The organism is Chlorogloeopsis fritschii PCC 6912, from assembly GCF_000317285.1.
GTDB lineage: Bacteria > Cyanobacteriota > Cyanobacteriia > Cyanobacteriales > Nostocaceae > Chlorogloeopsis > Chlorogloeopsis fritschii.
Window position 1 is genome coordinate 1 of sequence record NZ_AJLN01000148.1, and the last position, 17,014, is coordinate 17,014.

Genomic DNA, 17,014 nt, shown 5'->3' on the forward strand with positions numbered 1-17,014 from the left:
CTGGCTCCGCAACGCACTGGCTCCCCTACTAACTAATGACCAATGACTATCATCTTATGAAACCTTTACAATTCCTAATTTCATTACTGCTGATATTTGTAGTTGTTTTTTGCTTTGCACCTACAGCTTGGGCGTTTTGTGGTTTTTATGTCGCCAAAGCTGATACAAAACTATACAACAAAGCTTCGCAGGTAGTAATTGCACGTAGTGGGGATAGCACTGTCCTGACGATGGCAAACGACTACCAAGGCGATGTTAAAGATTTTGCAGTTGTCGTACCTGTACCCACTGTGCTGCAAAAAGAGCAAGTTAGTGTTGCCAACCCCAATATCATTGAGCGTTTAGATACTTTTAGCGCACCACGGCTAGTAGAATATTTCGACTCCGATCCCTGCGCTCCAACTTACCCCGCTGCCGAAGCTCAATTACAAGCCGTACCATCAGCGGCAAGCAACCAGGCAAGAGCTAGAAGAGGCAGTAATAATTTGGGCGTAACTGTCGAAGCACGTTTCAATGTGGGCGAATATGACATTGTGATTTTGAGCGCCAAAGAATCTGGCGGCTTGGAAACTTGGCTTGTTCGCAATGGTTACAAAATTCCCAGAGGAGCGAAACAATTACTGAAGCCTTATATCCGGCAAAATATGAAATTCTTCGTTGCTAAAGTCAACCTAGATAAATTTGAGGAGACTGGCTATCAGTATTTGCGTCCACTGCAAATTTCTTACAAGTCATCTAGATTCATGCTACCGATTCGTTTAGGCATGATAAACTCCACCTCAGAGCAGGATTTGATAGTCTATATTCTCTCACCACAAGGACAAGCAGAACTAACCAACTACCGGACAGTGAAAATTCCTTCCGATGCCAATATTCCTCTATTTGTTAAAAATGAATTTGGCGGATTTTATAAATCTATGTTTAAGACAGCATACATCAGAGAAGACCGGAAGGTTGCTTTTATGGAGTATGCGTGGGATATGAGTAGTTGCGATCCGTGTTCTGCTGATCCTCTCAACCGTGAAGAACTTAAACAAGCAGGTGTATTTTGGCTAGATAGTCCTCCTGATATTTACCAATCAGCGCCTTTTCGCGGTTCAATAATTCCTTCTAGTAATGTCTTCATCACTCGTTTGCACGTCCGCTATACGCGTGACAAATTTCCCGAAGACTTAATGTTTCAACAAACTTCTAACCGCGAAAATTTCCAGGGACGTTATATTTTGCAACATCCTTTTACAGGTGAAGCCAAATGTCAGGCAGGCAGAGAATATAAACGCTCTTTAGCCAAACGTTTTGAACAAGAAGCGCAGACACTTGCCAAATTAACTGACTGGAAGATTCAGGATATTCGTAGAAGAATGAAGTTAGAGGGGCAGGTAAGTACCTCCTCAATAAATTCTTGGTGGCAAATGGTTCTTTCTTGGCTAGGGCTGTAGTTAAGTAGAAAGGTAGCCGTCATCCGAAAGGATACTACCATATAATCAATTGAGAACAGTAGGGGTGACGGTGCTTTTTAACAAGTAAGCGAGGATGCGATCGCACCTGCAATCTGACAATAATTAGATTTTGTGCAAATGAGAATTTCCTCTAGATTTAGTTCAAGAGTTGCGTAGTTTTGGTTATGATGTTCTGACTTCTTATGAAGCTGGACAAGCTAATCAATCTATTAGTGATGAAGACATATTAAATTTTGCTCATAAACAAGATAGAGTTGTCATTACACTAAATAGAGAAGATTTTATTAGTCTTCATCAACAAGGAAAAAAGCATCGTGGTATTCTTATTTATAAAGAAGACCGAGATTATAAAGGGCAGGCTAATAAAATTCACGAATTTATTGTTAATAATACTCAAGTTTTAACAGGCAGATTAATTAGAATAAAAAACAAAACCAAAAAGGAACTTCAATTCAAATTTTTGTTACCCAAGAATACTAAATAGGAGTGCGATCGCCTCACAATATTAACTAACTCGAAGCACTAGTATAAAACCGCAAAGCAAACCGCCAAAACCGAGTAGAAGTAAAAAACAACACCACTGCCAACGCCCCTGCGCCGAACACCCAAGTAATTTCACTTCTACCCAACATTGCTTCTGCTGGTATTGTTGTTAAAAAAGCTACAGGAACTATAAAAGTAAAGAAAAATCTATACGCAGCAGGATAGGCTACCATCGGATATCTTCCAGCTTCCAAAAAACCCCGCAGCACTTCAGTAACGTTGTAGATTTTGACAAACCAAATGCTAGTTGCCCCAAGCATAAACCAAAGACTGTAGAGAATTATTAAGCCAAACAACAAGGGAATAACACTGAGCACATAGTCATCCATTCCTAAACCGAGTCGCCTACCTGCATAACCGATAAGTATGCCGCCAAAGACTAAATCTGGCATCCCCCATGGTGAGAGGGTATGGGTGGAAAGCCAAAATTGGCTGGGAATAGGTTTTAAGAGTACAAAATCGAGAGTACCTTCTTGAACATGGCGAACAATGCGATTTAGGTTGGGGGCAAGAAAAGTTGCTGAAAAGCCTTGCAACAATGTAAAAATTCCTAGAACGAGCAAAGCTGCGTCCCATGTCCAGCCAGCGAAGGTATAGTCTTTACTGTAAAACAAGAATAATCCGAATAAACTGCCTGCTAAATTGCCCAAGCTACTCAATGCTGCTAAGAGGAAGTTGACTCGATACTCCATCTCAGCTGCTACGGCAGTACTCCAAAATAATCTAATTACTCTTAGATATCTTTGCATGGTAAATCAAAAGGCACACAATGGACACAGCAGCTGCAATTCTAGATTAACGCAGTTGATTTACTCTGAACTTTTGCGCCAATTGTTGCTGGCATTGTTACTATACACGATCAGACGTTTTAGTAGTTTATGTAGTTTCTAGGAATTGTATGGCTAGACTTTCGAGCGAATTTCAACGCTTTTTTTTTGAAGAAGAACCACCGTCTCAAGTTAATTTGGCAGACTTTCTGCTGTTGGCAAAGGAGCGAATTTTTGGGTTTTTATTTGTGATTCTGTCTTTGCCTTCAGCTTTACCAGTACCAGCACCCGGTTACTCAGTGCCTTTCGGTATTCTGATTTTTTTACTAGCCATACAGCTAATTGTGGGTTCTAAAACCCCTTGGCTACCACAAAAGATGTTAAACCATCCCATCAAACTAGAAACCGTTCAAAAGGTTTTGAAGGCAGGTATTCCTTGGTTACGAAGAATAGAAGCGATCGCTCGTCCTCGTTTGGCGTATATTTGCACTACTTTACCAGGTAGGGTGACACTCGGTAGTGCGATTTCCTTAATGGCAATTTCGATGATGATTCCCATTCCGGGTACAAACACTCTGCCTGCAATGGGTATTTTTGTGACAGGCTTTGGCTTACTCGAAGATGATGGTGCAATTAGCTTGGGGGGTTTAGTCCTTTGTGTGATGGGAGGTATTCTAACTACTTCGATTCTATTTGCTTTGGCGTGGGGCGGTTCTAGCTTACTTGATGTTATCAAGACTTGGCTAGGTCGTTAAAAGCAGAAGAGAAAATATAGCCCTACACAGTTAGGTTAGAACGTTATTGTAGAGTTGATGCCGCCTTTAAAGAACGTCCTAACGTCTTTGCGTAGGGCTATAATCCAAAATCCAAAATCCAAAATTGGTATGAGGTGCATTATGTCTGAAACTCCTTTACTAGATAAAGTCATAAAAAATGTTCGAGTAGTGCGTCCCAACCAACATACTATTGAAAAAGTCGATATTGGCATTAAAAATGGCAAATTTGCCCAAATCGCACCTCAAATCAGCCCAGATCAAACCAAAGAAGTCTTTGATGCTAAGAATTTACTAGGTTTTCCTGGTGTTGTCGATGCTCATATGCATATTGGTATTTACCAACCTCTAGCACAGGATGCAGTGAGCGAAAGTAAAGCAGCCGCAATGGGAGGTGTTACCACTAGCTTAAATTACATTCGCACAGGTCAGTATTACTTGAATAAAGGTGGTTCCTATCGAGATTTTTTCCCAGAGGTACTGGCTTTATCTAAAAATAACTTTTATGTTGATTACAGCTATCATATTGCACCTATTGCTAGCCAGCATATTGACGAGATGGCTATGCTGTTTGAAGAATATGGTGTCTCCTCGTTCAAAATCTTCATGTTCTATGGTGGTTACGGGCTGCATGGTTTGTCAGAGAAACAAAATTTGTTTTTGATGATTAATAAAGAAGAGCGCTACGACTTTGCACATTTTGAATTCATCATGCGTAGCTTGACTCGCTTGATGGAAGAACACCCAGAAAAGCGAGACAGTATTAGCCTAAGTTTGCATTGTGAAGTTGCGGAAATTCTGAACGCTTACACCAAAATTATTCAGCAAGAAAATACTCTTACTGGCTTACACGCTTACAGCGCAGCCCGCCCGCCTCATTCTGAAGGCTTGGCAATCTGCATTGCTTCTTATTTGGCACACGAAACAAATTGCGCCAACATCAATTTACTACACCTGAGTTCTCGCAAAGCAATGGAAGCAGCTTTAACTATGCAGGTAGCTTTTCCTCACATTAACTTTCGTCGGGAAGTTACCGTTGGGCATTTGCTTTTAGATGTGGATACTCCCAATGGCACCTGGGCAAAGGTTAATCCGCCGATTCGTCCCCGCGCTGATGTAGAATTCTTATGGCAAGCAGTGCTGAATCGTCAGGTTGATTGGATTGTCAGCGATCACGCTTGTTGTTCGGCAGAACAAAAAAGAAGTGCTTTAGAACCGAATAATATTTGGCTAGCAAAATCTGGGTTTGGTGGCACAGAATACTTGCTGTCGGGTGTCTTCAGCGAAGGTAGCAGGCGCGGCATGAGTTACAATCACATGGCAGAATTATTAGCTTGGAATCCTGCCCAGCGCTTTGGACTTTTTGAGAAGGGCGATATTGCTGTTGGCTATGATGCTGACTTAGTACTTTTAGATCCAAATGAAAGCTTTGTGGTGCGTGCTAGTGAATCTCAGTCTCAACAAGGATATACACCTTTTGAAGGCGCTGAGTTAATCGGTAAAGTTAAGAATACATTTTTGCGCGGTCATTTGATCTACGACAATGGAGAGGTGGTTGGTTCCCCGACTGGACAGTATTTGAAAAGAAACGCCTGCAGGCTATAAATTTCAGTCTAGGTAATAACCGTTTTGGTGACAATCTTCAATATAATTGGCGATCGCTTGCAGGCATCAAGCATTTATTATGGCTACAGAATTTTTACTCAGCAATTATAGCTATAGCCATATTGATTAGGACGCTGCCTGTTTGAGAACGGCTTCGATGGCATGACGTAAATTATCTGAGTTGGATAACAGTTTGCGAATCCGACTTTTCAAAGTAGCCCAACATTTTTCAATTCGATTTAGATCAGGGGAATAGGGTGGCAGATATATCAGTTGACAGCCCACAGCTTCGATTAATTGGGCAATTCGACCACCATGATGAAACGTCGCATTATCCAAAATCACCCAATCACCTGGACGTAACACTGGAATCAAGCAGGTTTCTAGCCAGGTCTCAAATACAGTGCGGTTGCACGCACCCTCGACAGTAAATGGCGCAATCAATTGACTATCTCGGTATCCAGCCATCATATTAATGCGTCCCTGCCGCCGACCTGATTTGAGGTCGTAAAACCGTTCCCCCACAGGTGAGTAACCATAGCCATAATTATCTCGTTCATCCATGCCAGACTCATCGACATAGACCAAGTGAGGGGCTTTTGGGTTCTCCAGTTGTTCTAAGAAAGCTGCTCGTTTGGCTTCAGAACGTTGGCAATATCCGTATGTTTTTTTTTACGACTATTACGAATCTTTTGTAATGCCCGGCAAATCGTTCGCTGACTAATCGGAACTTCCCATAACTGCGCCATCTGTGCTTGAGTTTTATCTCCATGTGCTTTGACAAATACCCGAAACTTATCCCAATCGCTGATTTTGCTGTTCTGTTGGGATGCTTGCCTCGGCTTTGGCTGAATGTCGCCTGTTTCGGCTTTGCGCTGGAACCACAAGTTAATTGTATTGCGACTGATATCAAACAGTTGGCTCGCCTCACTTTTGTTGAGACCATCCAACTCAATTGCTTGCATTACTTTTTGCCGGAATTCATTACTGTAAGGTTTAGCCATTGAAATCGGGTAGCTCCGAAGGTAATCATTATACTCTACGTCCTAACTTGCCTGGCTATAGCTATAAAATCCTTAGTGATGATGGGTTTTGAGCCTATATAGATATATTTGCTCAGGGAAGCCGAGGCTAAGTATTGATGGAAATTTAAAATATTTCAGCCAATGTTCCACTAAATTACATACATCGTGATTGTATCCCTAGTTGATCTATTAAACTTTTCAACACTAAGGAAAGGACAAGATTATGCCGTTTTTGCTGATTCGAGGGACTTTTGAACCAACCAGCGGGGTTCCTGATGGAGATTCAGTTCGGTTTCAGGCAGAGGATGATACATTGTTTGATAAGTTAGAGGGGCGAATTGAATTCAAGAGTGGTGGACAAGTTCAGCTGCGCTACGAAGGTATCGATGCTCTTGAAAAAGCGGCGATTCAACCCTTTTCCTCAAATGCTACCAAACGGAATATCGAGTTACTTGGGGGTGAGCAATCCGGATTACCTGGATATATTTTATCCAGCCATGCTGACGGCAATGGACGCCCTGTTTGCTTTGTCTTTACTGGCGATCCACCAGATTGGGACAATACCGGAAGAGGGGATGAACTTCAAGCCGACTTGCTGCGTCAAAGCATCAACTACAAGTTGCTCCAAGAAGGGTATGCCTACCCGATGTTTTATGAAACTCTTTATAAAGAGTTGCGCGATGAGATGGTAGCTGCAACTGAAGAGGCACGAGCAGCAAATCGAGACATTTGGGCTGGCGATCGCTCAACGGATGGATTTCAGGTAAATATCCCTCCCGATCTCTCAACTTTACCACCGATATTTCCAAAACTTTGGCGGCGGCTGCAATCGTTTTATCAACGTCGATCTAACCGCAATAAAGGACTTGAGGCGTTTATTCGAGAGCTATCGAGAGGAAAAGATCGGCTTTTTACCATTCCCGATCAACGTTGGATTAAGTTTTCCACGGCACTACAAGTGGATGGGAATAACATCAAAATGCTGTATAAACCTGAGGAAATGGTGTTTGAGTCGGATGTTCGTTTAGAACGTCTGGCTGCTAGTATCGCTATGTCCTCTATCTTTGCATAAGCAGTCTTTACCACGGCTCCTTGGCAGAAGTGCGGAGCTATGGAAATCCCTGCTCAAGACTGCGACGTTTCAAATCAGACGGGCAGATATCCAAGGTAATGCTCAGTCTGTAATCAGTAGTCCGCCACGCAAATTGTGAGAGGTTATAGATCCCCGACTTTTTTGAAAAAGTCGGGGATCTCAATAGCAGCAAGAGCGATCGCACAGTCAGAGGTTTCCTGAATTTCAAACATAAATATGATGAAGTTTATGAATTGATTGCTAGTTAGTTTTAAGCGATATTGAAATGTAACAGAAATAATGCATTTAACACTTGGTAAAACACCAGGCAAAGTTTAACAAATATATTAGTAAATATATGCACGCTAAGAGGATGAGATTCTTCCACATTCGCTTTAGTCTTTTAGTGCTACTACTACTAAGTACTTCTTGTGAATTCAGAGCTAATTCATCTGTTAGTAATTCGCTCAAAATTGGTACACTTTTGCCTTTAACAGGAGAGATTTCTGCATATGGTATACCTATGCAAAAAACAGCCAATCTCTTAATCAAAACTGTTAACGCTTGTGGTGGGGTAATGGGGAAGCCAGTCACCTTAATTTCGGTTGACGATCAATCAAAACCACAAGTAGGAGCCGAGGCTATGTCTAAACTAGCTTATTTAGATAAAGTTTCTGGTGTGGTAGGAGGCGCTGGAAGTGCTACATCTGCGGCAGCAGTAAATATTGCTGTGAGAAATCAAATAGTGATGATTTCTCCTTCTAGCACTAGCCCTAGCTTTACAGAACGAGCCAAGAAGGGAGATTTCAAAGGCTTTTGGTTTCGTACAGCTCCTCCAGATACTTTTCAAGGGCCAGTAATTGCTCAAATAGCTCAAACAAAAGGATATAAAAAAGTTTCTATTTTAGCTGTTAATAATGATTATGGAAGAGGTTTAGTTAATGCTTTTATACCAGCTTTTGAAGCTTTAGGAGGACAGATAGTAAATAAAAATAATCTTGCTTTTTATCCATCCAATGCAATTACATTCAACACCGAAGTATTAAATTCCTTTCAAGGTAATCCAGATGCTGTACTCTTGATAGATTATTCCCAAACAGGTAGCCTCGTATTACGTTCTATTTATGAACGCGGATTGTTAGCAAAAACTCCATTAATTTTATCTGATGGATTGAAGGATGCTAATTTATCTCAACTAGTAGGAAAAAGTCATGATGGAAAATTAATTTTGCCGACTGCTAATATTACTGGTACAGCACCTAGTGCAAAAGGCCCAGCATTCTCAAAATTTAGAGAGATTTATAAAAAAGCCTACAATGGTCAAGAACCAAGTATATACGATCCTAATACTTGGGATGCTACGGCTGCTTTAATTTTAGCAGCAGAATCAGCTAAATCTACTGCTGGCGAAACTATTAAAGAACATATCCGAACAGTTACTAACCCTCCTGGAGAAAAAGTTAGTGATGTTTGTCAAGCATTAGATCTAATTCGACAAGGCAAGAAGATTAATTATGAAGGAGCTGGGAGTAATGTTGATTTTGACTCTCAAGGAGATGTTACTGGTAACTATGATATCTGGACTGTTGCGGGTGATGGAAGTATTAAGGTTGTTGAGCAGATAACTCCTGAAAATCTTCAAGCGTTTAAATAGTATTTCATTTTGTAAATAGATTTTTAAATAATCAAAATTGCAGTGTTTTCACATGATTAAACCACAAATTTCAGGGTGGGCATTGCTCACCGCTATCTAAAATGTTTACTAAATGAACTTTGACGGGCAATGTCCACTTCAAAAAACTGTAATTAGTAGTATTTATAACAATTATAGAAATAAAAATGGTCGTACAATATTTATTGCATATCCTAGCGTGCAAAATATTCTACTTTTGAAAAAATATATACTTGCTGGTTGACGAAAAATGAATATGCAATCAATTCATAAATGTGAACAAAAAATTACAAATCAAAAATTACATAATGTCTTTGCATATGGTTCAAATCTGAATCCAATGCGTTTGCGATCGCGTCTCCGAAACTGGGATGGTAGTTATCAACTTGCTTCGCTACCAGGATATGAATTGCGTTTTAATATGTTTGCAGAACAACAGAGAGTAGGAGCTAATATTGTTCCCCATCCTACACGGCACGTTAGAGGAATTATTATTCAACTTGATGAGATAGATTTGTTTGAACTAGACAAATATGAAGGACATCCCATACTTTATCAACGTGTTGAAGTCAAAGTTAATCTAGATAATACCTCTAGAATGAATGCTTATACTTATGTTGCTCAACCTCAGTGGATTACAGAAGGATTACTGCCCACTGTTGACTATTTAGAACATATTATTAATGGTGCTTTGGTTTGTGGTTTGCCCGCAGATTATATTCAAGCTATTCAAAAATTGGGTACGATTTTACGTAGAAATTAATTATCGATAAAACTTACTAATAAAATTATTGATGTGTTATTTCTTGAAAATCTTTTAAAAGAGAGCGATATAAAGGATGATTTGAGGAATTATACTTGCACCAATCTATCCTTTCCAATGGTTTTAACTCCATTAAAGTAGAAGCTAAAAAAGCTCCCTCAAAATTTTCTAATTCTTGAGGATACACATCACGCTCGACTACTTCTATTCCTAAAGACTTAGCAATATCGAGTAAAGTGAATCGCGTAATTCCAGGGAAAATTTCTGGAGTAAGTGCAGGTGTGACAATTGTTTCTCGATCCAATAGAAAAAGATTTGCAGCCGAGGCTTCTGTGATTCGGCCTTTTTGATCGAGCATAATACCATCATTAAATCCAGCTTTCTCTGCTGCACGTCGGGCTAAGTAACTATTGACGTAAGAACCACAGATTTTCCAAGTAACGGGAATTGCGAGACTGGATACGCGTTCATAAGGGGAAATATGGCAAGAAAGAGGTTTTTCTACATCACGTGGAGCAATAACCCCAAAAATTGCCACATCAACAGGGATGCGATCGCTTCCTGTAACATTGATTTGAGGACATGAACGGTAGACAATAGGTCGAATATAATAATCAGTTGGGGGAAGCTGACTTAAAAGTTCCTCTATACCTAGTTTTAACTCTTGATTAGACCAAGAAAATCCTAGATCCATTTTTTGGGAACCGATGCGAAAACGTTCTAAATGTGCATCAATTTTGTGAATGTAATAGCGATCGCGATTCCAATAAGCCATCATTCCATCAAAAACCCCAATGCCCAAATGAAGGGAGTGGCTAGCAATGGATGGCGCAGCTTGTTCGCGCTCAACTAAACGTCCATTATGCCAAGCAATTTTTGTAGCTTCAAATAGCATCTAAGCGACTCCTACATTTACCATGAGGGATTCCGGATGAGGGCGTGATGCAATTGTAACCTTATGCCAAGGAATGCAATCTAAAACATGGTAATCAGATGTCTCTGGTTCTTGATAATCTGAAGGAGTGTCATTGAAGACAAAAAACTGCAAAGCTTCGCCATTATCAGCTGATACAAGATTATGCTTAACACCTGGTTGCACGAGAATAACATCTCCACTACGCAAAGGCCAAGCAATATAATGCCCATCGTCTTCAACAACTAAGTAACCTACCGTAGCTGCTGATGAACCTTGAATAAAAATTAAGTTTTTCAGTCTTTTATGTATATGCAAACACGCTTTTTTTTCTTGTTGATTTTCTTGTGATGGTATTTTAATTGCGTATCCATTCCAAGGGAAGAGGAAGTCACTACCATATACATCAAAATTTAATTTTCCTACCCATGCTTCATACTTGTCGTACCACAATAACTGCGGGCAGTGGTATGACATATGTTCTGGAATTGTTGAATCTTGTAATGACCAAGCAATTAATCCTAACGTGCATCCTTCTTGACTGGCAAATACTTCATTAATTTTAGATAGACTAGCCAGCGAACCTCTTTCTAATTTCATTTCTGGAGTGACAAGCGAACCATCAAGTATAAGTAGTAATATTGCTGTATTTGCAACTTGCTTGTCTGTCCATCCTAGTGCCTTTTCAAGCAATGTATTAGCTTGCAGTTGTATGGTTATAAACTTGCGATCGCCAAGAGCAGGTAACTGTGATATTGAAATAGGATATGTTGGTAATTTTATTGCATCAAATTTAACAATTTTGGGCTTGAACAAATGTTGATTTTTCATGGTTTTTATTGATTTTCCTTATAATCCACATCTACTATAATTTATCTATGCTAAGTGTGGTAATTAAGGTCATAGGCAAGATAAGTCTCTTTGAGAAGGTTATTATTCAAAACGTCTTCCAGAAGCTTTGATAATTGATTTAGGCGAAATAGACGACCACAAGGCATATGAACTTCGATAATTATATATCGTCGATCGATAGAAACTGAATAACCTTCTAAAACATCTTTAAATTCTCTAATATTTGTACTAATATTGGCGATTAATCGGTCGCTAATTGTACCATCCCCAACAAATCTTAATTTAATAAAAGCTTTAACACTGCGAAGCTCTTCATAAGGGAACTCTTTTTGATAAAGACGTCTTCCTGGCTGAAAAATTTCTTCTTGTGGTTGAAAATAATTGTGAGTATGAACTCGTGAATATTCATCACTAATTTTAATCAAAAAAATACCATAATGACTACCATCATGAGGTTCATCTAGTATCCCAGAAAGCTCTTCGTGCAATGACTCATTAAAACTATCAACTACATTATTTGTAGCTCTAAATGTGATTAGTAATTCGGCATTGCCAAGTAAAGACCAAACAACGGCTTCTTGAACAGATGCGCTGAAATTTTCATCGGATTTATACTGCGAGATAGTTCTTAAAAGTCTGGCTTTACAATTTTTAAAGTGTCTGGTGTTTATGAAGATATAGCAAAGGTCTGAATTACTTGAGGATTCAATTGTAAAGGTTTCTTGATAATGTTGATGAAATAAAATATGGGCTGGGCAAAATTCAAACTCTGAGGCGATCGCATCTTCTTCAGAGTAATTCTCTATCAATGTGGAATTTTCTTGCGTTTGAAATCCTTCTAGCTGTGAATGCTGCAACCACACCTGCTCTATTACACTTCGCAGGTTCTTTTTGGTAACTTTTTTTTCTATTATCCTTGACAGCAAATTCCACAGTTCAGGGGCAACTGTTCTCTCTATGTAACCGGGAGCATAGTTAGGAACCATGATTTCTCCATATTTCTGCCCTTGCCAAGAAGCTACAAACACAATCCTTTGAGTCTCAGATAGACACTCCCCTGTTTTTGCAAGCAATTCATCTATAAACTGTAATGCTTCTTCAATCCCCATAATCTATGTTATTGAAGTCAAGAAAGTAAATAATTTATACTTCGCCAGTGTGCTGCTAAAAAGAAGCACTGACAGTAACTACTACAAATACTTAGTTTTATATTTAGCATAGGTTATTTTTTCTTAACTTTCTTAACTCACCTGAAAATAGGGGCTAGGGACTAGAGGCTAGGGACTAGGGACTAGGGAAAAGGGATTTTCACCGATTCGTTGTGCGTTCAAATCACGTGGGCGTCTAACTTAAAAAAAGTATTTTCCCTACACCCTACACCTTCAAGTAAGCTATCACGGGGAAATCCCACAACCAAGCATGAAAATCTCTTTCCCTATTCCCTTTGAAACAATTTCACCTCTGATTAAGCAGCCTTTGGTTGATTAATTCTCAACCAAAGGCACATAGCAAGAATTATGAGGTACTTCGCTCAAATTTCTGCGCCCCTATTCAAAGAAGGTAATGGCGGAATTTTGCTGTATCTAGCGCAAAGACTCAATAATTATGGTTATAGCGATCGCACAAAATACGATAATGCCCAATCGCCCAACAAAATCTATAACTATCGGCAGTAGCATGAGAGCAATATTTAATGCACCGAAACAGGCTGAGATAACATAGGCGATCGCAAGTCCCATCAATGCTAATAAAAAATATTTGAGAGAGTTAAAAGCAAACCGAAATAGAAGACTGTCCTGATTAGTTTTCATTGTTCTGCATTTGAAATAGATAGTTAATTTCCTTGAAACTCCTTATTCCACACTTATAAATTTGTTTCTCCCACCCCTAGCTGTAAATAATTAGTTGAATTAGCCAATGATTTTAATCATTAATCTTTTCATCAAGAACTTGATTCTTAACAATAGGTAATGATTGTTGACGATTCTCGGTGGGTATTGTTTGTACAAAAGGACAAGTGCGATTTTGTTGGTCATTTAAGTGAATATTTTCTGAATTGTAAGGCATGAAATCTACCTGATAGCTTGTAATTATTAAGCTAGCGAGAGCGCTAATTATAGTAGCGACGCCATTTACAAACTTACCGCCACCACGCTTACCAGGATTGGGAAAAATTTTGATAATGACATGGAATATAATTCTCATTTTGTTACCTCATATTCTGCTACCAATTAAACTAATAGGAATTGAGTTATCAATTCCTAACTTGCGTTTTCACTTTCTTGTTTGAGGTTATTTTCATCTGGACAACTTGTATTTTGTCAAATCTTTACAGTCTTTTTGTACAATGCATAATATAGTATTCTTATGCAAATATGTTGGTTATAGTGGATTATATCTCTATTAAATAGAAGCTATATAGATATGTCAATTCATAATACTCATCATTAAATGAGATATGAGTAAAAATTATTTTTGAAAAAAGGATTTATAGCTTTCTGAACTTTATTTCTGAAGTTCAGTCAATTTATTCATAAAACTCAGAAGCCAATTCACAAATAAGTTGCCCGACTCTCAAGAAAGCGGGGGTTTATCCTGAATGCACTTACCTCTGCTGATAAACTCACTACTTTCGTAAAAAATCATTAAAATTTAAGCTCGTATAATTGCTTACAGTTATACTAGCTCTCGAAATTCTAATTAAACCTGCTATTTCCCTGAACAAAGCCTTTAAATAACGTAGCCTCCGTGTCATTAGTTCATACTTAAGGGTAATGGTTTTTACTGTTAAACGAGAACTAATGATGTTATTTTTTTGTCAAATATTTACTAAGAGGTTAGAGAGAAAATAATCAACCCGTGGTGTCTTTTATCGTTGTTCTTTGTAGAACACAGCTTTGCATCAACTTAGATGCAATCACTTGAAACTATCAAAATTTGTAAATTTTACAGAATTACTTCTTTTGTTGTTGAAGTACACAATTAACCCAGCAATATCTAGGTTTTGGCTTGATGGTCTTTTTTATTTGTTCTGCGTTGGCTGGGGTGCATTAGCTAATTTATATTATTCCAAGGAAAAGATAGCATGGTTCGCTTATCAAGTCCGATTGAGAACATTAAAAATCACTATACGGTAGTTGTTATCGGTTCTGGATATGGGGGCGCGATCGCTGCATCGCGCCTATCTCGTGCCGGGCAACAGGTATGCGTACTAGAGCGGGGTAAAGAATTTAAGCCCGGTGAATACCCCAACAATCCCAAAGAAGCCTTAGCAGAAATGCAACTAGACTTACCTGGTGGTAAGCACGTTGGTTCACGCACGGGTTTGTACGATTTTCATATAGATAAGGATATTAATGTATTTGTTGGTTGCGGTTTGGGTGGTACATCGTTAGTTAACGCTAACGTATCGTTGCGAGCTGAACCTCGCGTTTTTACAGATCCGCGCTGGCCGAAGGGTTTGCGTGACGATTTAGATACTCTATTAGTAGAGGGATATCGTCGTGCCGAAGAGATGCTCAAACCGACTCCCTATCCAGAGAATTTGCCGCAGCTACGAAAATTACAGGCATTAGAAAAATCCTCTAAATACTTAAATGAAAAGTTTTATCGACCACCCATCAACGTTACTTTTGAAGATAAAGTCAATCATGTAGGTGTAGAACAAAAAGCTTGTAATCTCTGCGGTGACTGCGTATCTGGTTGCAATCATCAGGCAAAAAATACTGTATTGATGAATTATTTACCCGATGCAAAGAATCACGGAGCGGAGATTTACACCCAGGTAAGCGTGCGGTATCTGGAACGGGAAGGCGATCGCTGGTTGGTTCACTACCAATTGCAGAATACCGGGCAAGAAAAGTTTGACGCTCCAACAATGTTTGTCAGTGCCGATATTGTGATTTTAGCAGCAGGCACTCTGGGTTCTACAGAAATTTTATTGCGTTCTCAAGCAGCTAGTTTGTCCTTATCCGAAAAAGTAGGACACAACTTTACTGGCAACGGTGATGTACTGGCATTTGGTTACAACACCGAGCAAACAATTAACGGCGTTGGTTTTGGCGAACGTCTTCCAGGGCAACAAGAGCCTGTCGGCCCTTGCATTACAGGTATTATTGATATGCGCGAACAGCCTGTACTGGATAACGGCATGGTGATCGAAGAAGGCTCAATTCCCGGCGCACTGGCTCCTATATTGCCGCAAAGCTTTGCTGCTGCTGCCAAAATCCTGGGTAAAGACACCGACTGTGGCATAGGCGATCGCATTAAAGAAAAACTCAGAGAAGCACAAAGTTTAGCTCAAGGTGCTTACACAGGTGCAGTTCGCAATACCCAGACTTACTTAGTCATGACTCATGATGATGCCGCCGGACGAATGTATTTGGAAAGCGATCGTCTTAAGATTAGATGGGAAGGCGTCGGCAAACAACCCATCTTTCAACGGGTGAACGATCGCCTAGAAGAAGCAACTCGCCCTTTAGGTGGTACGCAAATTCCCAACCCCATTTGGACTAACGTTTTTGGACACGATCTAATCACAGTCCATCCTTTAGGTGGCTGTATCATGGCAGAGGACGCCGAACACGGTGTAGTTAACCATAAGGGACAGGTTTTTTCCAGCCAGCACGGCACAGATGTCTACGAAAATCTGTACGTTGCCGATGGCTCAGTAATTCCCCTTACGCTGGGAGTAAATCCACTACTAACAATTTCTGCGGTAGCCGAGCGCTGCTGTGTCCTTATTGCCAAAGATAGAGGTTGGACAATTAACTACGACCTGCCTTCAGTGCCATCAACCCCAGCTACATCAGCCAAACTAGGCATTCAGTTCACTGAAACTATGCGCGGCTTCTTTGCAACGCAAATTCAAGACGACTATCAAAAGGCAGCACAGCAAGGTAAAAAAGATGGCACATTCCTACAATTTACCTTAACCGTAATTTCAGACGATTTAGAAGTACTCCTTAACGATCCCAATCACCCAGCCAAGATAATTGGTACGGTGACAGCGCCCGTTATTTCTCCAGAGCCGCTCACAGTTACCAACGGCGAGTTCAATCTATTTGTACTAGAAAAAGACCAGCCCAAGACACGACAAATGCGTTACCGGATGCAGATGACTGCGGAAACAGGAGAAATTTACTACTTTGAAGGCTTTAAGGAAATTCACGACGAGCTGGGCTTCGATGTTTGGTCTGACACCACCACTCTTTACATTACCGTTTATGCAGGTGACAGCAGCAACAGTCCCGTCTTTGGTAAGGGCATTCTCAAAATCCATCCCACAGACTTCATCAAGCAAATGACCACAATCAAAGTCACAAATGCTGAAAATCGCTGGCAGCAAATGCAAGCCCTCGATCGCTTCAGTCGCTTCTTTGTTGGCACGCTATCTGAAGTCTACGTCTGAGCGATAAGGGGAGTAGGAGACGCGGGGAAAGAGGACAAGGGGACAAGGAGATGAGGAGAGAACAACTAACCACTGTGTGGGCGGGTTTAGAAGATAAATTGTTTGTTTCAACCGAAAAATCATCGGCAAAACCCGCCCCTACTAACAACTAACTACTAA

At 40.0% G+C, this 17,014-nt stretch carries 15 protein-coding genes; 8 read left to right on the plus strand and 7 right to left on the minus strand.

From position 1 onward, the window contains the following. The first annotated feature begins 56 nt into the window (after nt 1-56). Both UYC_RS0132900 and UYC_RS0132905 read left to right on the plus strand, forming a co-directional pair. On the plus strand, nt 57-1,439 hold the full coding sequence (locus UYC_RS0132900) for a DUF2330 domain-containing protein (RefSeq protein ID WP_026087600.1): 1,383 nt from the start codon (nt 57-59) through the stop codon (nt 1,437-1,439). A 169-nt stretch (nt 1,440-1,608) separates the two neighbouring features. Beyond that, the gene (locus tag UYC_RS0132905; protein ID WP_016876641.1) at nt 1,609-1,944 is read left to right on the plus strand and encodes a DUF5615 family PIN-like protein; all 336 of its coding nucleotides are present in this window, start codon (nt 1,609-1,611) and stop codon (nt 1,942-1,944) included. A 25-nt stretch (nt 1,945-1,969) separates the two neighbouring features. On the opposite strand, the gene UYC_RS0132910 is transcribed toward UYC_RS0132905, so the two are convergent. Beyond that, on the minus strand, nt 1,970-2,752 hold the full coding sequence (locus UYC_RS0132910; RefSeq protein WP_016876642.1) for an ABC transporter permease: 783 nt from the start codon (nt 2,750-2,752) through the stop codon (nt 1,970-1,972). Nucleotides 2,753-2,901: 149 nt separating this feature from the next. On the opposite strand from UYC_RS0132910, the gene UYC_RS0132915 reads away from it, so the two are divergent. Together UYC_RS0132915 and UYC_RS0132920 are read left to right on the plus strand one after the other, a co-directional pair. Next, complete coding sequence (locus UYC_RS0132915; RefSeq protein WP_016876643.1) at nt 2,902-3,525, plus strand: exopolysaccharide biosynthesis protein; 624 nt, start codon at nt 2,902-2,904, stop codon at nt 3,523-3,525. A 141-nt stretch (nt 3,526-3,666) separates the two neighbouring features. After that, a complete protein-coding gene (locus UYC_RS0132920; RefSeq protein WP_016876644.1) occupies nt 3,667-5,148 on the plus strand; it encodes a dihydroorotase in 1,482 nt (493 codons plus the stop codon). A gap of 126 nt (nt 5,149-5,274) precedes the next feature. Here the strand turns inward: UYC_RS0132920 and UYC_RS37205 are convergent. Then, nucleotides 5,275-6,152 (minus strand): IS630 family transposase gene (locus UYC_RS37205; protein WP_200862412.1). Its coding sequence is split into 2 segments (ribosomal slippage): nt 5,275-5,820 and nt 5,823-6,152, totalling 876 coding nucleotides; the frame shifts between segments, so codons are not numbered across the junction. Between the two features lie 244 nt (nt 6,153-6,396). Between UYC_RS37205 and UYC_RS0132935 the strand changes: the two genes are divergently transcribed. From UYC_RS0132935 to UYC_RS0132945, 3 genes are all read left to right on the plus strand, one after another. Beyond that, complete coding sequence (locus tag UYC_RS0132935) at nt 6,397-7,245, plus strand: thermonuclease family protein (RefSeq protein WP_016876646.1); 849 nt, start codon at nt 6,397-6,399, stop codon at nt 7,243-7,245. Between the two features lie 373 nt (nt 7,246-7,618). Beyond that, complete coding sequence (locus UYC_RS0132940) at nt 7,619-8,899, plus strand: ABC transporter substrate-binding protein (RefSeq protein WP_039751711.1); 1,281 nt, start codon at nt 7,619-7,621, stop codon at nt 8,897-8,899. Between the two features lie 268 nt (nt 8,900-9,167). Further along, nucleotides 9,168-9,680 (plus strand): gamma-glutamylcyclotransferase family protein, encoded by a 513-nt coding sequence (locus tag UYC_RS0132945; RefSeq protein WP_016876648.1) that lies wholly within the window; start codon nt 9,168-9,170, stop codon nt 9,678-9,680. 25 nt (nt 9,681-9,705) lie between these two features. On the opposite strand, the gene UYC_RS0132950 is transcribed toward UYC_RS0132945, so the two are convergent. From UYC_RS0132950 to UYC_RS0132970, 5 genes are all read right to left on the minus strand, one after another. Further along, nucleotides 9,706-10,575: an aminotransferase class IV gene (locus UYC_RS0132950; protein WP_016876649.1), complete on the minus strand. Its 870-nt coding sequence runs from the start codon at nt 10,573-10,575 to the stop codon at nt 9,706-9,708. Continuing rightward, the gene (locus UYC_RS0132955) at nt 10,576-11,424 is read right to left on the minus strand and encodes a cupin domain-containing protein (protein WP_016876650.1); all 849 of its coding nucleotides are present in this window, start codon (nt 11,422-11,424) and stop codon (nt 10,576-10,578) included. Nucleotides 11,425-11,474: 50 nt separating this feature from the next. After that, the gene (locus UYC_RS0132960) at nt 11,475-12,554 is read right to left on the minus strand and encodes a helix-turn-helix domain-containing protein (protein WP_016876651.1); all 1,080 of its coding nucleotides are present in this window, start codon (nt 12,552-12,554) and stop codon (nt 11,475-11,477) included. 474 nt (nt 12,555-13,028) lie between these two features. After that, a complete protein-coding gene (locus tag UYC_RS38690; protein ID WP_040432719.1) occupies nt 13,029-13,256 on the minus strand; it encodes a hypothetical protein in 228 nt (75 codons plus the stop codon). Between the two features lie 112 nt (nt 13,257-13,368). Next, nucleotides 13,369-13,650 carry a hypothetical protein gene (locus UYC_RS0132970; protein ID WP_016876653.1) on the minus strand — a complete coding sequence of 94 codons (282 nt, stop codon included), beginning with the start codon at nt 13,648-13,650 and terminating at the stop codon, nt 13,369-13,371. An 880-nt stretch (nt 13,651-14,530) separates the two neighbouring features. On the opposite strand from UYC_RS0132970, the gene UYC_RS35925 reads away from it, so the two are divergent. Then, nucleotides 14,531-16,855 (plus strand): GMC family oxidoreductase N-terminal domain-containing protein, encoded by a 2,325-nt coding sequence (locus UYC_RS35925; protein WP_016876654.1) that lies wholly within the window; start codon nt 14,531-14,533, stop codon nt 16,853-16,855. The last annotated feature ends 159 nt before the right edge of the window (nt 16,856-17,014 follow it).

Coding starts and splice junctions, on each gene's coding strand:
- UYC_RS0132900 (WP_026087600.1), top strand. CDS start 57: ATGAAACCTTTACAATTCCTAATTTCATTACTGCTGATATTTGTAGTT.
- UYC_RS0132910 (WP_016876642.1), bottom strand. CDS start 2,752: ATGCAAAGATATCTAAGAGTAATTAGATTATTTTGGAGTACTGCCGTA.
- UYC_RS0132915 (WP_016876643.1), top strand. CDS start 2,902: ATGGCTAGACTTTCGAGCGAATTTCAACGCTTTTTTTTTGAAGAAGAA.
- UYC_RS0132920 (WP_016876644.1), top strand. CDS start 3,667: ATGTCTGAAACTCCTTTACTAGATAAAGTCATAAAAAATGTTCGAGTA.
- UYC_RS0132935 (WP_016876646.1), top strand. CDS start 6,397: ATGCCGTTTTTGCTGATTCGAGGGACTTTTGAACCAACCAGCGGGGTT.
- UYC_RS0132940 (WP_039751711.1), top strand. CDS start 7,619: ATGAGATTCTTCCACATTCGCTTTAGTCTTTTAGTGCTACTACTACTA.
- UYC_RS0132945 (WP_016876648.1), top strand. CDS start 9,168: ATGAATATGCAATCAATTCATAAATGTGAACAAAAAATTACAAATCAA.
- UYC_RS0132950 (WP_016876649.1), bottom strand. CDS start 10,575: ATGCTATTTGAAGCTACAAAAATTGCTTGGCATAATGGACGTTTAGTT.
- UYC_RS0132955 (WP_016876650.1), bottom strand. CDS start 11,424: ATGAAAAATCAACATTTGTTCAAGCCCAAAATTGTTAAATTTGATGCA.
- UYC_RS0132960 (WP_016876651.1), bottom strand. CDS start 12,554: ATGGGGATTGAAGAAGCATTACAGTTTATAGATGAATTGCTTGCAAAA.
- UYC_RS38690 (WP_040432719.1), bottom strand. CDS start 13,256: ATGAAAACTAATCAGGACAGTCTTCTATTTCGGTTTGCTTTTAACTCT.
- UYC_RS0132970 (WP_016876653.1), bottom strand. CDS start 13,650: ATGAGAATTATATTCCATGTCATTATCAAAATTTTTCCCAATCCTGGT.
- UYC_RS35925 (WP_016876654.1), top strand. CDS start 14,531: ATGGTTCGCTTATCAAGTCCGATTGAGAACATTAAAAATCACTATACG.